Here is a 14,479-nt window from a genome sequence, read left to right as displayed (position 1 = left end):
CCGGTGAACTAGCGAGTTCCTGAACGGGTAGTCGAACTGGAGTAGTTTGCGATCCGTTGGGTCAGCTGTTCTGCGACCGCCTCGGTGGAGGCGGGGTTCTGTCCGGTGATGAGGGTGTCGGTGATTTCGATGTGCTGCTGCCACGGGTGTCCTGCGGTGTACGTGCCGCCCCGGCGCCGGATTTCCTGCTCGACGGTGAAGGGGAGCGTGCCGAGCAGTCCTACATCGGCTTCCTCTTGGTCCGAGAAACTCGTCATCGTCAGGGCTGCATACGGCCACGTTGCTCCGGATGCGGTGTCGGCAAGCAACGCCGCAGTTCCATGGCAGACCGTCGCGATCGGGGTCCCCTCCCGTCGGAGCGCGCGGAGAAACTCTCCAACGTGAGAGTTCTTGTGCAGGTCCACCACTGGCCCGTAGCCGCCGGGCACAAAGATCCCGTCGACGGTAGAGGGGTCAACCGTTTCGAGCGCGGCCGGCGCGCGCAAATTCTCGCTCAGACCGGATAGGTACGTTCTGTACCCGTCAGGGTCTGGGCTGTGAGGGGCGTGCATGCTGTCGGGTTCGACGTGCGCAGCGCCGCCGCCGGGTGTCGCGATGATCGTCCGTATGTTTGCGGCCGTGAAGATTCGATGGGCTGTGATGAACTCTTCGGCCCAGAAGCCGCATGGTCGAGTGGAGCCGTCATTGAGCGTCAGGATGTGGGCTTCGGACAGCAGGATCGTGATGGTCGACGTTGGTGTCACCGTTGTGCGTCTTTCTCTTCGCGGTAGAGACCGAGGGCGGTCATCGCGGGCGCGTCGTTGAACTCGAACAGCACGGCTGGAATGTCGGTGTCGTTGACGTAGCTGACAGTCGACCACGATGGAACGGCGATGCTGTCTCCTTCGCTGCACCGGAACGGCTTTCCGTCGACGTGGATGGTGGACAACCCTTGTGCCCCGATCAAGACGGCGGAAGCGGTGCGCCGCATCGGTTGTGTTCGGATCCCTGCAGGTAGGAGTGTGAATGCAGCATCGATGACCGGTGTGACAGGGTCGTGGGTTCCTTCTGCGTGCAGGGTGTGTCGGTATGCGTGGTGCGGGTCGGCCTCGTGGGTCCGCTGTTGCTCACCGAGGGCGCGAAGTACGTTGTCCCACTTGTAGAGCAGCGGCTCGCTCAGGTTTCGGTGGTGTCTGTCCTGCGCGAAAATGTGGGGCTCGAGGTGGGTGTTGTCGGTGTGGAGCTCGAACTGTGTCGCGGCGAGGGCGGCGACGAGGGGGTCGTTGGTGCAGTCCTGCCAGATGGCGGGGGAGTCGGTGGGGCTGTCGTTGCCGTGCTCATGCCATTCGCCGGCGGGGGTGATCACCACGTCGCGAGGCTCGAGATACATCTTGGTTCCACCGACGGCCGTCCATGCCCCGTCACCCTCGTGCATGTAGCGCAGGGCCGTCGGCGCGTGCCGATGCGGGGTCATACCTTCACCGCGGTTGATGATCTGCAGCCCCGAATAGAGATATCCGACGGCGGCCTCGCGGGCATGGCCCGGATTGGCGAGGGTCAGTACCCGTAGAGCTGCTCGGTCGCCCTTGACCATGTCGGCTGCCGCGATCGCGAGCGGTCGAAGCTCGGCATAACTCCAGTGCACGGCATGGGAGTCGGGGGCCGGGGCCCACGGCAAGTTCTCGTTGGCCGCGGACCACCGCCCGATGGCGGATATTGCTGCCGCCTTCTCGTGCAGCATGGCCTCGGTGGAAATGGTGGTGGTCACGACGCGGATACCTCCTGTTGGGTGACGGTCACTGAAGCGAGTGGACGGGGTGTGCCGACGACGGCGTCGGCTGCCTCGGTGAGCTCGGCAACCAGTTGGTCGATGTGGTCGGCAGTGGTGTGGATGTTGCCGATGGACACTCGGATGACGTAGTGGCCGTTGAGCTCGGAGTGGGAGAGCAGCGTCCGGTGGGTGCTGTTGACGGTCTCGAGGATCTTCCGCGTCGCCTGTCCGTCGGCAGAGGAGATCCGGAGGCAGAGCAAGGGGAGCGGCGAATCGTTCGCGAGATGCCACCGCGGGTCTGCGGCAAGGGCGTCTCGCAGCCTCGTCGCCAGGGTGAGACTGTGTTCGAGTCGAGTTCGGATGCCTCGTATTCCGAAGGCGCGCAGGGTCCACCACAGTTTCAGAGCTCGGAATTGTCGCCCAAGGTTGAGGGTGTAATTCATGTAGTCGATACCGCCGGTGGTGTCGGTACGCAGGTATTCGGGAACCAGTGTGAAGGCGGCTTCGAGTGCTCCGGGGTGACGGCAGAACAGTGCCCCGCACTCCATAGGGGTGAAGAGCACTTTGTGTGGGTTGGCGACGAGAGAATCGGCGGCCGCGAGTGACGGAAGGACCTGCGCGATGGCCGGGGCTATGCGCCAGAAGCCTCCGTACGCGGCGTCGACGTGCAGCCACACTCGGTGGTCGCGGCACACGGCCGCAATCGCCTCGACCGGGTCGAGAGCACCTGAAGTGGTCGTACCGACGGTGGCGACAACAGCGATCGGTGTGTAACCGTCCGCGACGTCCGATCCAATGCGAGTCGACAGAGCAGCAGGATCGAGTTGGCCGCTAGCGTCGGTGGGTAGGCGTACGACATTGTCGAGCCCGATGCCGAGAGCGATCGCAGCTTTGTCGACCGACGAGTGGGCCTGGTCGGAGGTGTAGATCCGGCCGGGTTTCTGGCCGGATGTTCCGTGATGTCGAACCTCGGGCTGTGCCCGGTGGCGGGCGGCGGCCAACGCGTAGAACGTGCCCAGTGATGCACCGTCGACGAGCAGTGCGTCTGCGGCGGGGTAGTCGAGCAGTTCGGCGAGCCATCTGGTGACGGTGTCTTCGACGGCGGCAGCCGAGGGCGCGCTCTTCCACAACATGACGTTGACGTTCAATGCCGCAGCGGTCATCTCGGCGAGGATGGCCGGTCCGGAGGAACTGTTGCTGAAGTAGGCGTGGAATCGTGGATGGTTCCAGTGCGTCAAATGCGGAACGACGTTGTTCCAGGTGTCGTCGAGTATGTCGGCGAAATCTGTTGCCTCGGATGGCAGCTCGCTGTCGATCGCGTCGGCGACATCGGCCGCATCGGCCGGCGTCGTGACGGGCACGTCGTCGAGCGCGGCGAAGTGTCGACATATTCGATCGAGGGTGTCGGTGCCGAAGGCTTTGAGCTGCTCGGGAGTCCAGTCGCCAGTCGGCTTTGTTGGGTCGGGGGTCATTCGACGTCGACCGGCAGCTCGTGGGCGAAGACGACCTCGCGGGGGCGTTCGCAGTACCGGCGGTAGAAATCTTCGAGTAGTGGCGTCTCCGATTCGATGAGGTGCGTGGCGTGCTCGGCGCTTTCCCAGGGGTAGGTCATCGTTACGCGTTGGGGGTCCGATGCGTGCTGGAAGAAGCGCGCGTGGCCCGCCCACCCCGGGTGGTGGTGTGCGTTGTCGTCGAGGAGTTCGTCCATTTCTTGCAGGACCGAGAGGGCGTTCTCGGCCGCTTCGGCGGTCAGGTGCCAGGTTTCGATGACGGTGATCATGAGAGGGCGAAGCCTTTCTGTTTCAGTTGCTCTGACCGGTGCTGTCGAAGTGCTCTTGCAGCAGTGAATCGCCGCCGGGGACGAATCGTTGGCAGATGAGTTGGTGGGCGCGCCGGTTCTCGGCCTGGCTCTTCCAGAGCCGTCGTGCGGAATCTGCTGCGACGCCGGGAAGTTCAGCCGTCTTGAGTGTTGTACGGACGATCTTGGCGCGGGTGAGCATCACGTCGTGATCCCGGTTGAACACGGCGGAGAACCCGGGTTCGAGCCAGGGCGGTTCCATGGATGGCCGGACGAAGTCACGGTAGATCTCCGGTGAGAAATCGGACGCGTACCGCATGCTCTCGGTCGCCCCGGCGTAGAGAGTCCCTAGTTCGGTGAGTTGGTGGGCGAGAGCGGGCCACTGCTTGTTTGCAAGGCACTCCAGCACTGCCGCGAGCCGGCTGTTCATGGATATGACGAACAGGTGGAACAGGTGGTGGCCCTTCTTCCAGCGTGTGATCGCTTGTCGTGCAGCGTCGTTGGGAGCCTGCGGGGTGCGATCGTCCGTGCTGTGGTCTGCCGGCGCTGCCAGCGGGGAAGGATCTCGTCCCTGTGCGGCCACAGCTGCTGCGGCGGAGGCGTCGCCGACGACTACGGCCAGGGCGTCGAGTAGGCGGAGTCGTGAGTCGTTGTCCAGAGTGGACTGCGGCAGATCTGTGGTGATGGCGGTGACGACGGTCAGTGCGCTGACCGCCCACGCGTGCGGGTCGGCGCTGCGGGAGATCCTGAAGTAGGTGTCGTATTCGGCGCTGCGGGCGACGGGGATGGTGCTATCGGTGGGTAGGACGACTCGATCGATGCTCGTCGGAGATGGGGTCATGAAGGCCTCTTCCGTGGCTTGAAGTGGAGTCAGGGTGGTGGGGGTGTCGGGTTGCGGTCCAGACGGCTCCGACGACGACGGCGGCTCCGGCCAGTTGAATCCAGGTGGGTCGCTCGCTGAGGACAACGAATCCGAACGCGATAGCCAGCACAGGCTGCAGCAGGAGTAAGGCCGCGACGGTATTAGCCGCCAGCGATCGGGATCCCGAACTGATGAACAGCCAGGCGGCAACCTGTCCGAGCAAAGCGAGCGCGATCATCCATCCCCACGCGGCCGCGGAGATGTCGAGATCGAGGTCTCCGAGGCCTGCCGAGACAATGCCGGCAGTGACCGTTGCCGATGCGGTGGCCACACAGATCGGGGTGACCAGATGGCTGGGGCTTCGCTGGGTGGAGCGGCGGTTCAGGAACAGGTAGGCCGCGTACGCGGCACCGGCGGAGATTCCCAGGATGGACCCGCGGAGCGCGTTGTCGGCTCCTGTTCCGCCGATGAGTCCGCCGGCGAGTGCAACGCCGAGCAGCATGCAAGGCACCGCCATGAGGAATCGTCGGGGGATTGCGGTTCGATCGACGACGAGCGCGATCAGCGGCAGCACGACGACCTGGACATTGATAAGGACGGTGGCGATCGAGGCACCGACGTCGAGGATGCTCGCGGTCCACATCACGTAGTCCGCTCCGAGGAAGACTCCGGCACCAATGGCCATGGGATACAACCTCGTCGGCATTGCGCCGCGTCGGTGAAGTTCCCACAGCGCCATCGGAACGAGAGCCGCCAGCGCGATAAGACATCGTAGAAATGCCGCCGTCCCCGAGGTGACATCGGCGAGTTTGACGAAGGTGGCGGACAGCGACAGCGACGCGGCACCGGCGATGACCAGCGCCGCATTCCCGCCCACCCCCCGATCGGCGGCGTCAGCTCTCGGTATCGCGGTTCTGGTCACCTGGTCAAGGCAACCAGTTACAAACCGATAAGTCTACTAGCCAGTTCTACCGCTAAAACAGTAGTATCACTTATATGTTGTCGTGGGATCGGATGAAAGTTTTCGCCGCAGTAGCCGAACAAGGTTCTGTCACTCGAGCTGCAGAATCTTTACACCTCACCGGACCTGGAGTGTCGCAACACATCCGCAAGTTGGAGAAGGAAGCCGGCACCACCCTGGTCGAGAGAGAGGGAAGGTCGATACGGCTGACCCCCGCCGGTCGCGCACTGGCGACACGTGCGGCCGCCATGTCCGCTCTCGCCGAAGCCGCAGAAGACGACCTTGCCTCGATCGATACCGACGTTGCCGGAGCGCTGAGAGTAGGCGCGGTCGCAAGTGCATTACGTCGGCTGGTGGTCCCAGCTCTGGCAGACCTCGCTCGCACGTATCCACTGCTGCGCCCCGAGGTCGTCGACGGAGAAGGAATCGATTTGCTCGACCGCCTCCAGCACCGCACCCTCGATCTCGTCGTCTTCGAGTCCTGGGACCATCGGCCGGCGACGGTCCCCGCAGGTATCGACGTCCACACCCTCCACACCGAGGATGTACACCTCGCGGTACCGATCGAGGATAGCCGTGAGATGGCAACCCTCTCCGGCGAAACGGAATCGATCTGGACGGTATGCCCATCAGGGTCGGATGCGCACTCCGCGCTCGTGCACGCATTGCGCGAAGCTGGAGTCGAACCGACGATCCGCTACGAGGTGTCCGACTATTCGACCCAACTGGCCCTCGTCGAAGCAGGTCTGGCCGTCGCGCTGGTTCCGGACACCGCGCGAGTCCGAACGGCCGGGGTGCGGTATCTGCCGACCGAGCCGGCCGTGACGCGTTCGTTGCGTGCGGCGAGCTCGACCCGAATCCCGGCTGTCGGCGCGCTCCTGAATGCGATGAACGTGATTCTCGCAGGCTGATTCCGCGGCCGACCTGCACCCGTAACGCTCGGTTCTCAGGACTGCTCAAAAGGTAACGGGCAGGCATATGACATCTGCGAAACAGGTTGTATGGCAGTGATTGTCAGGGCGCAGGTATGCGCTAGATCCGGGTTCACGGCCACCGGAAGCGCGGGAGATCGCGAATGCTGAACGTCGGCAGGGCGACGGTGGTGGCCGAACACTGTCCGACACGCCCGTGGGATCAAGCTTCGTAGAATTCCCCTATTCGGGGAATTCTACGTTCCGTTCAAGACCTCCGCCATCGGTGCCACAATCGTTACGGTGCGGCGATGAACAGCATCACGCCCCATGAAATGACCCCACTCAGCCCGATTGCATCGGCAGGTTTGCTCGGACGAGCGGCGACGACGTGCTGAACTTCTGCTCCCTGGTAGTGGCAGTCACTGCCGTTATAGCGATCCGTTCCTTCACGGAGTTCCGATCCAGGCGGGTCACGATAGCCGTCTTCCTCGCGGTGTTTCTGCTCTTCAGGTTCGGTGTTCCTCGTCTTACGCCGTTCATCGGATGGCTGCTCGGTTTGTCCACCGAGTAACGGTGCGGGCCAAACGTGCAGAGCTGGCCCGCTGGCCGGGAGAGAAAGGAGAGTGATGTCGAGCGGTATCGTGCATCGAACGATCGATTAAAGGGTGGGTGCGAGTTGTGAGCTGCAGCGAACAGGGTTCGTTCGAGGACATCGTGCCGGGGCTTTTCAAGACCTCGAACGGCATCGCCGACGACGCCGTGAACGGGTGTCCGGGGTACAAATCGCCCCAGGTCCAGCAAGTGACTGGGGTAACGTACCGCCAGCTCGACTACTGGGCCCGTACAGGGCTTGTGTCACCGTCGATCCGCGCTGCATCCGGTTCGGGATCGCAAAGGATGTATGCCTTCTCCGATATCGTGGTGGTCAAAGTGATTCGTCGCCTGCTCGAGGCCGGAGTGTCTTTGCAAAATGTACGCATTGCGATCGAGTGCCTGCGTGCGCGTGACGCCCAGGGTCTGGCATCTGTGACCCTGCTCTGCGACGGTATTTCGGTGTACGAGTGCACATCTGACGACGAGATTGTGGACTTGTTACGCGGTGGGCAGGGCGTGTTCGGCATCGCGCTCGGGCATACAGTCGCGGACGTGGCTGCCGATATCCGTGCGCTCCCTGCAGTCGCTGCGGGAAGCGGCAAGGTCGCCGGGATCGACGAACTGCGATCGCGACGCGACCGCAGGACCGCTTGAAATCGACTACGGAATGAGTAGACACCCTCGGACCAACCATATGGTCCATGCAATGAATTTCGCTGCTTCCGACACGTGGGACCTGATGGAGACGGGAATTGCAGGCGGCATCGGACCTGGAGAAGAGACGCTCACCGATCTCAATTTGATTCGGTTGCAGACTCACATTCCGTCGTTGCGAGTGACGAAGTTCGACAAGGCTGTCGAAGCGGGAAACGGCGCAGATTGGGAGTGGTGGATCGGTTCTTCGGCCGAGGAGCGGTGGATCAAGCTCCGAATTCAAGCGAAACGCGCAAGTCACGATGCCGACATGTACGAGCAGCTCGGACACACAGTGAAGGGAGTCAAGCAATACGACAACCTGATCTTCAAGAGCCTGACCGAAGATGCAATTCCGCTGTACGTCTTTTTCAACGGGTGGCCCGAGGACAGGTTTCTCGTGGGAGGCCACTATCACGATGCGATCGCACAAAACCTCAGAGCGGTGCACGGTGGGCACGTTCCGTACCCGTTGTGGGGCTCGTTGGACTGGGGGTGTGCAATAGCCGCGGCGCAGAAAGTCAAAGCGATCCACGGCGATCCATCGGTATCGGACTTCCCGGCGGCTCTCATCCCCAGGAGACGCCGCAAAAACAAGCGCTACATCCCCCGCTATCTCGTGCACTCGACCCCCTGGGCATACCTCCTGCACTCCGGATCTGGAGGCGCGACACCCACAATTCGACAGGTGGCCGAAAATCTTCACCATATGGAGGGAAACAGATCGCCGCTCACCGACGACGCCTTCGAGGAAATGACCCATCCTCTGCCGTCAAGAGCAGCCGAGCAGGCCGCCTACAACGGCGGGTTCTCGATCCGGAAATCTCTCACCACAGTCGATGAAGCGCGCCATGCTGAACGTCTCGTCACCGCGAGGGAATTCGCTCGCGAGATCGGCAGAGACGATCTCGTGGGTCGGATGCTGAACCTGACAGATGAGACCGAGCGGACAGGACCGGGATATCGACTGTTGTTGGAGCTCAACCCTGAAAGCTCATTTTTCATGAGCCAGGGATAGCGGCGGTCGCCGGATGTGAGATCTCCTGGTTCGACACGAAAAAGTAGTCGGAGGCCACCGTGTGGTGTGCCTCCGACTCACCCTGTGCAATCTCAGTACCAGGAATGCTACACGCGCACAGTCGATATGGCGATCTACACGAACTCGCGTATTCGAGGGAGCACTGCGGCGATCTCCTCGAACAGGCTCGGCCAACCTCGACGCAGACGAGTGACCCTGCCCGATTCGAGAAAATTTCCGTCGAGAATGTGTGAAACCCGCAGATTCGCTGCAGGTGCGCCCAGCGCGGCCAGTTTGGCGTAGACAGGGTTGCTCGGAAGCTCGTGCTGATGGGAATAGGCCAGCACATCGTCCGCGGACCAGTCCCACACCGGACCATAGGCCACAGTTCCATCGTTGCGGCGAACCGTCCCCCCGTGGTGTCGACGCTGCTCCGCTTTGTTGCTGCAGCAGCTCGCGCCTTGGCAGCGCTCGTTGATCTCACGTGCGAGAGCGGAGTAGTACATCGACCACCTGCCGGTTCCTTTCCTGGATTCGTCTGCCCGCACGCCCCAGACCTCCCCGTCACCGAATTTGGTGTGCGCAGCCCGGGCAGGCTGCGCAATCAAGGTCTCGAAGCCTCGCGCGGGTACATGAGCCGACGGGCTACCGCCGTGGTCCCATTCCCCGGTCCGGGCCATCACAGTCAACAGCGTTGGTTCAGCGCGAATGATGTGCAGGTCCAGTCCCAGCTTCGTCGCAATCTGCTCGACGTAGGCGTAGGTCTCGGGGTATTCGAGACCGGAATCGAAAAAAGCTACCGGGACATCTGGGTCCGCCTGACGGGCGAGATCAACAGCAACGACGGAATCCTTTCCACCGCTGAATGCGACGTACCCATCGAATTCGTCGAGGTGTTCGGCCACGCGATCGACGATCGTCGAAATGTCATGTCGCGAGGATCGAAGGGACCGCAGGCGAGTGAGATCGAGGCCGTCGAAATCGTTGCTACGCACCGCCACAACGATAGTCGGGACACGGACACTTCAGACTGGACGAAGCAGAAGCTGCTACCCCGAACAGGCGGAATTACCGGTTACACAATGGGCGTCCGTGTGGTCGCTCGGCAGCAGTTTTCGGGTTGTTCGAGGTGTCCGGTGCCGGTGTTATGTTCGCCCGGATATCGTCCGTTGAATGAGCAAGAGGAAGAGGTGGCGACCGATGAGTCCCACAGAGTCCGACCCAGGCAGCGCGTTGCCCCGGTGGGTAGTTGATCCGTCGGCGGCGAACAATGCGACCGATCAGTCGAACGATTCCGAGCCAGAAGGGGGGTCGGAAGATCGCCACGATGGGCAGGACAGTGACCTCCTCCAGGACTCAGGTGCAGGTCAGCCAGAACCCGCCCGTGAACAGCCTGTAGCCAGCGAATTCGTGCCAATCGACGCACCCAGAATCGCAGCCGACAACGCTGATGAAAACGTGTCAAAAAACGTACCCCAAGCCCGGTCCAAAGTCGCATCCGAAATCGTGCCGAGAGACCGGCCCAGCGCCGCACCCAGCAGCTCCCCCTCGGCGAGCCAGCCCAATTCTGGTGCTCATCGACCCACCTCGGAGCCGGCCCCACGGCCGCCGCGCGTCAACGATGGTCAGGTACCAATACCGGACCGGCCCTCGGCCTGGCCAGGGCAGGGCGGCTCCGCACCCGCTGTTGAGCAATGGCACACCAACAAGTCGGCCGGCAGTTCAGCACCGACATCTCACCCGGAGCCAACAAGCGCCCCCGACTCTCCGGCAGTGACAGCTCATCGCCCCTTCACCTCGCAGCCCGTTCAGTTGGTAGAACCAGTGCCCACAGCAATTCCGACAGCAAGGCCGACAGCAGCTGTTGCCCCTCCGCGGTCGATCGACGAACTGGAGCTGATCCGCCGTGCGCAACTGCCACCTAGCAAAGGTTGGCGACGATGGCTCTACCGACTCTCCTTCGGTTCAGCCAATCCCGGCCAGTCGCCGGCTGAACTCGAGTACGAGCAGCTCCTGCGCCGCGTACGGCAACCGGTTCGAGGGAACTACAAGATCGCAGTCCTCTCCATGAAGGGCGGGGTCGGAAAAACAACCACGACAACAGGGCTTGGATCGACCTTCGCAGCACTGCGGGGCGACCGCGTCATTGCCTATGACGCCAACCCAGATTTCGGGACGCTCGCGTACCGCATTCACCGAGACAGTGACCGCACAGTGCGAGACTTGCTCGCGGACAAAGAAGTACACAGCTACTCCGACGTACGGAGCTACACCTCGCAAGCGCGAAGCAGGCTCGAAGTTCTTGCAAGCGAGCGTGATCCGTCCGTTTCCGAAGCATTCAACGAGCACGACTACACCGCCGCACTGCGCATCCTCGAACAGTTCTACAACATCATCTTGACCGATTGCGGCACCGGTCTCATGAACTCGGCCATGGCAGGCGTCCTCAAAGAAGCCGACGCACTGGTCCTGGTCTCCTCCGCAGCCAAGGACGGAGCACGCAGCGCTGGGGCGACCCTCGAATGGCTGTCGCGACACGGCTTCGACGACCTGGTCAAACGCACCGTCGTCGTCATCAACGAATCACGGAAGGGCTCGACCGCCCTCGATGTCGAGCAACTCAAGTCCTACTTCGCAGAACGCACTCGCGCCGTCCAGGTCGTCCCGTACGACGACCACCTTGCCGAAGGCGACACCATCGATCTCGAGTTACTGGGCAAGCCTGCACAACGCGCGTTCGTTGAGCTGGCTGCTCTGCTCGCCGACGACTTTCCTGCCAACGTCGGCCGGCACGCACCAGCGCCCGGCCCGAGTCCTTGGTGAGTTGGACTGTGCCGGTGAAAGTTGGCCTGTCCGTAGTGTCCGGGCGCGCCGTTAGAGTACAGATATGGCCGAACTATCAAGGGGCAGAGCAGCGCTCGACGTTGTGACGACCGCCTACGAGGCCGCGACAGGATTTGCGGTTTCGTGGCCACCAACCGGAGTTTCAGGTGACTCCGCGTGCGCGCGGTGCGGTGGCGCGACAGAAGGTTCCGGACGGCGAGTGCGTGAGACTGTGTCGAGAACGTTCACCGGGTTCGACGGGTGGGTAGACGTTGCGGCTCCTACGATGTGTCGCGTCTGCGTTTGGGTGTACACGACAACGGCACTTCGCTCGGACCTCCTGCTGGTCACCAGCGATCCACGGCGTGCCACGAAATTGTCGAAGACCCGCTTACGTCGCGTTCTGGGACAAGCGATCTCTCCGACGTCCGCCGTCGTCGTTCCGTTACGTCCTGGGCGCAAGCACATTCTTCCTCATGCCCGGTGGGGTCGGGTCGCCGTCGACGACATCGCGCTTCCATGGACAGAGCACGACGCGGAACGCCTGAGCGCAGTCGTGCGATTGCGACGGCGAGGGTTCTCCCTGGCCGCCCTTGCGCGCGCAGCGCCGGCATTCAGCACGCTCAAGAACATTCCGCATCGAACGTGGACGTCTGTGTTCGCGGATTGGGACAGCCTCGATCCGTGGCGAGAGCGGCCTGTGTACCTCGACCTCGCAGCGACGGCTTCAACGTCAACCAGAGGCACGGCATGACCCCGATCAGAGCTACGACACCGACCCAAACCTGGCTGGACGCAGCCAGCTTCCTGCCGCCCGTCACCGGTGCAGCAGCAATAGCCGAACGACTGTTGCTGCTGCTGCACTACGGAATCAACTGGGACACCGGGTGGGTGGGACGCCGGAGAGAGCTGTACTGGGACCACCACCTGCCAGACCGAGTCCGGGTCGCGACATACACCGGCGGAGCCGACCTCGATCGATGGTGGAGCACCGTGGCAACCGATCTCGAGTCAGCGCCGTCGACGAAAGAACAACGCCTCGAACTATCGGTCCTTCTACGCGAGGAATCGATACCGGTCCTGACCCTCTTACGGGAAAACACCACCGCCCTCGTACTCCGAACACGGATCGTGGCCGAAGCTGTTCAAGCGCGCCGGGCCACCACAGCGACTGCTACATCGCCCAGGAGGCAGAAGTGACCTCGACCCTGCGCTGGCAGCTCGACATCACAGCGGTCTCGGCGATCTCGCACCGCGGTGAACACAGCGCCACCACAACGACCTTGTTCCGGCGCGAAAAAATACTGCAGCCCAACGGTTCCGCAGCCTTGGTTCCGATTGTGTCCGGCAACTCCTTCCGAGGGGCGCTCCGGCGGATCGGAGAGGAGCTATTACGGGACGCCCTTGCATACGAAGGGCTTCTCAGCTTGTCTGCAGCTCACACACTTCGGAACGGGGGCAGCCTGACCAAGGTCACCGGAGAGCCACTGTCCGGCGAACGGCTCCACCGGCTCCGTACATTGAACCCACAGGTCAGCGTCTTTGGCGGCAGCGGCGGCGGTCGAATGATCGACGGCTGTCTCCGCGTGGGCAAAGTGATTCCGCACGTCCTCGAAACCGACCACCTCATGAGCCGTCCCGCACCTGACCGTGCTGTCTTGAGCCAATTCGACACCATGGCGCTCGAACGATACAGCCGGTTCGACGATTCCACCGATCATGACTTCCCCACAGTCGCCCGAACCGACGCAGCCACCGTCGACGGTAGCTCTCTGATGCGTTACGAGATCGAAACACTGCCTGCCGGTACACGATTCGAGTCCTTCTTGCGTCTCGATCGCGCAACCGATCTGGACGTGGCCTTCTTCTCCGACGTCGTCGGCAGGTTCGTCGAGTCCGGAACCATCGGCGGGCGTACAGCTATCGGACACGGTCTCGTCCGCACCAGCTTCGAGCGGACCCTTCTCGCCGGCGACGACCCGAAGGAGCTCGACTGGCGAACCCATCTTCGAGAGCGCCGTGAGGAGGCGCTGGAAGTCATGGAGGCGCTGACGTGATGAGGCCGTTTGAGGTGAAAGCACACCTGGCGGTCGGACTTGCGCATGCAGCTCCATGGGCGACGAGCCTCGATGGCTTGCTCGCATCCGAGATGTGGGAAGACGAGAAAGCCGCTGCTCGGGGCCGCGGACAGTACCTCGAAGCCGCCGGCCCCGACGAAGTGCCCGCCGATCTGGATCTGCCACTCGCTCGGTGCACTCTGGGGGGAGGCGACGACTGGCATTGGTGCGCTACATACGCCTATCCCGAAGACCCGGTCGACGCCCCGGAAATCCATCACTGGAGCGGACGCCCCGACCACCGTGCGCTCGAGCAACTCTCGAGGTACCGACCATCGGTCATCTCCGACCGGCAGGGCCGATATCGCGCACGCCAGATGCCGCTCCTACTGACCTCCACGCGGACTGTGCTCTGGCGAGGTGTCGGCGACATCGACCGGGTGAGCGCAACCCTGGCATCGATCGATGCAATCGGGAAGAAGCGCAGCCAGGGTGAGGGGCAGGTGCTGAGATGGGAAGTGCATCCCGTCGACATCGATGCCTGGTCGGCCGGCCACCTCCATCCGAACGGCCACCTCGGTCGCCTGAGCCCACGGATCTGTCTGCAGGGCAAACCAACAGTCGAAACAGGCGGTTTGGGCCGAGGCGCGATACGGCCACCGCACATGCACTGGTCGAGAATGCGCGAGGTATGCATGCCATGGACACCCCAGTGACCCGTGAATCGGCACCGGAAACGTTGCGGGACAGCAACTTGTCGGAGTCGAACGCCATACTGACAACTATGCGAATCCGAACCCTCGATGGTCCACCGCTACCTGCCGAAATCTTGGCCCATGCGGCGCGCGCGGTCGTTCTTGCGGACCTTCTCGCCGGCCAAGACATCTCCTGCGGCGAGAAGCTTTCAGCGAGGAGCGACGCAAGTCGAGACGCTTCAACAATCAACCGCGGTTGACCGCGCCGACTATAACGGGGTCGGCATCACCGGGCAGGTTTGACCGGCGACTCG

At 62.7% G+C, this 14,479-nt stretch carries 14 protein-coding genes; 7 read left to right on the top strand and 7 right to left on the bottom strand.

Features of this window, described 5'->3' with window-relative positions:
* Window positions 1-8 precede the first annotated feature (8 nt).
* Genes CH283_RS18800 through CH283_RS18775 form a run of 6 tightly spaced genes read right to left on the bottom strand, consistent with a single transcriptional unit; the run spans window position 9 to window position 5,332 of the window.
* The gene (locus CH283_RS18800; RefSeq protein ID WP_052049296.1) at window positions 9-743 is read right to left on the bottom strand and encodes a type 1 glutamine amidotransferase domain-containing protein; all 735 of its coding nucleotides are present in this window, start codon (window positions 741-743) and stop codon (window positions 9-11) included.
* The gene (locus tag CH283_RS18795; RefSeq protein WP_052049297.1) at window positions 740-1,747 is read right to left on the bottom strand and encodes a cupin domain-containing protein; all 1,008 of its coding nucleotides are present in this window, start codon (window positions 1,745-1,747) and stop codon (window positions 740-742) included. The genes CH283_RS18800 and CH283_RS18795 overlap by 4 nt, the downstream gene beginning before the upstream one ends.
* Window positions 1,744-3,222, bottom strand: a complete 1,479-nt coding sequence (locus CH283_RS18790; protein WP_052049298.1) for a pyridoxal phosphate-dependent decarboxylase family protein — start codon at window positions 3,220-3,222, stop codon at window positions 1,744-1,746. Before CH283_RS18790 ends, CH283_RS18795 begins: the two co-directional genes overlap by 4 nt.
* Window positions 3,219-3,530, bottom strand: a complete 312-nt coding sequence (locus CH283_RS18785) for a hypothetical protein (protein ID WP_032364824.1) — start codon at window positions 3,528-3,530, stop codon at window positions 3,219-3,221. The genes CH283_RS18790 and CH283_RS18785 overlap by 4 nt, the downstream gene beginning before the upstream one ends.
* Window positions 3,531-3,552: 22 nt before the next feature.
* Entirely contained in the window at window positions 3,553-4,389 is an 837-nt protein-coding gene (locus CH283_RS18780) for a hypothetical protein (protein ID WP_052049299.1), read from the bottom strand.
* Window positions 4,340-5,332, bottom strand: coding sequence for a DMT family transporter (locus CH283_RS18775; RefSeq protein WP_230591638.1), 993 nt, complete (start codon window positions 5,330-5,332; stop codon window positions 4,340-4,342). Before CH283_RS18775 ends, CH283_RS18780 begins: the two co-directional genes overlap by 50 nt.
* A gap of 74 nt (window positions 5,333-5,406) precedes the next feature.
* On the opposite strand from CH283_RS18775, the gene CH283_RS18770 reads away from it, so the two are divergent.
* From CH283_RS18770 to CH283_RS18755, 3 genes are all read left to right on the top strand, one after another.
* Window positions 5,407-6,282: a LysR family transcriptional regulator gene (locus tag CH283_RS18770; RefSeq protein ID WP_032364825.1), complete on the top strand. Its 876-nt coding sequence runs from the start codon at window positions 5,407-5,409 to the stop codon at window positions 6,280-6,282.
* Between the two features lie 681 nt (window positions 6,283-6,963).
* The gene (locus tag CH283_RS18760) at window positions 6,964-7,533 is read left to right on the top strand and encodes a MerR family transcriptional regulator (protein WP_303396048.1); all 570 of its coding nucleotides are present in this window, start codon (window positions 6,964-6,966) and stop codon (window positions 7,531-7,533) included.
* On the top strand, window positions 7,448-8,590 hold the full coding sequence (locus CH283_RS18755) for a DUF6615 family protein (protein ID WP_143537510.1): 1,143 nt from the start codon (window positions 7,448-7,450) through the stop codon (window positions 8,588-8,590). Before CH283_RS18760 ends, CH283_RS18755 begins: the two co-directional genes overlap by 86 nt.
* A 134-nt stretch (window positions 8,591-8,724) precedes the next feature.
* Here CH283_RS18755 and CH283_RS18750 read toward each other — a convergent pair whose 3' ends face one another.
* Window positions 8,725-9,591 (bottom strand): phosphoadenosine phosphosulfate reductase domain-containing protein, encoded by an 867-nt coding sequence (locus CH283_RS18750; protein ID WP_052049301.1) that lies wholly within the window; start codon window positions 9,589-9,591, stop codon window positions 8,725-8,727.
* Window positions 9,592-10,657: 1,066 nt separating this feature from the next.
* Here CH283_RS18750 and CH283_RS18745 point away from each other — a divergent pair.
* The 4 genes from CH283_RS18745 (at window position 10,658) to CH283_RS18725 (ending at window position 14,186) form a co-directional block, all read left to right on the top strand.
* Window positions 10,658-11,413 carry a MinD/ParA family ATP-binding protein gene (locus CH283_RS18745; RefSeq protein ID WP_441344163.1) on the top strand — a complete coding sequence of 252 codons (756 nt, stop codon included), beginning with the start codon at window positions 10,658-10,660 and terminating at the stop codon, window positions 11,411-11,413.
* A 750-nt stretch (window positions 11,414-12,163) separates the two neighbouring features.
* A complete protein-coding gene (locus CH283_RS18735; protein ID WP_032364830.1) occupies window positions 12,164-12,613 on the top strand; it encodes a hypothetical protein in 450 nt (149 codons plus the stop codon).
* On the top strand, window positions 12,610-13,470 hold the full coding sequence (locus CH283_RS18730) for a hypothetical protein (protein ID WP_032364831.1): 861 nt from the start codon (window positions 12,610-12,612) through the stop codon (window positions 13,468-13,470). Before CH283_RS18735 ends, CH283_RS18730 begins: the two co-directional genes overlap by 4 nt.
* A complete protein-coding gene (locus CH283_RS18725) occupies window positions 13,470-14,186 on the top strand; it encodes a hypothetical protein (protein WP_032364832.1) in 717 nt (238 codons plus the stop codon). The genes CH283_RS18730 and CH283_RS18725 overlap by 1 nt, the downstream gene beginning before the upstream one ends.
* Window positions 14,187-14,479: the final 293 nt, after the last annotated feature.

It is taken from the genome of Rhodococcus sp. 05-2254-2 (assembly GCF_002259095.1).
Lineage (GTDB): Bacteria > Actinomycetota > Actinomycetes > Mycobacteriales > Mycobacteriaceae > Rhodococcoides.
The sequence above is the reverse complement of the archived record's forward strand: the minus strand, read 5'-3'. Positions and strand labels throughout refer to the sequence as shown.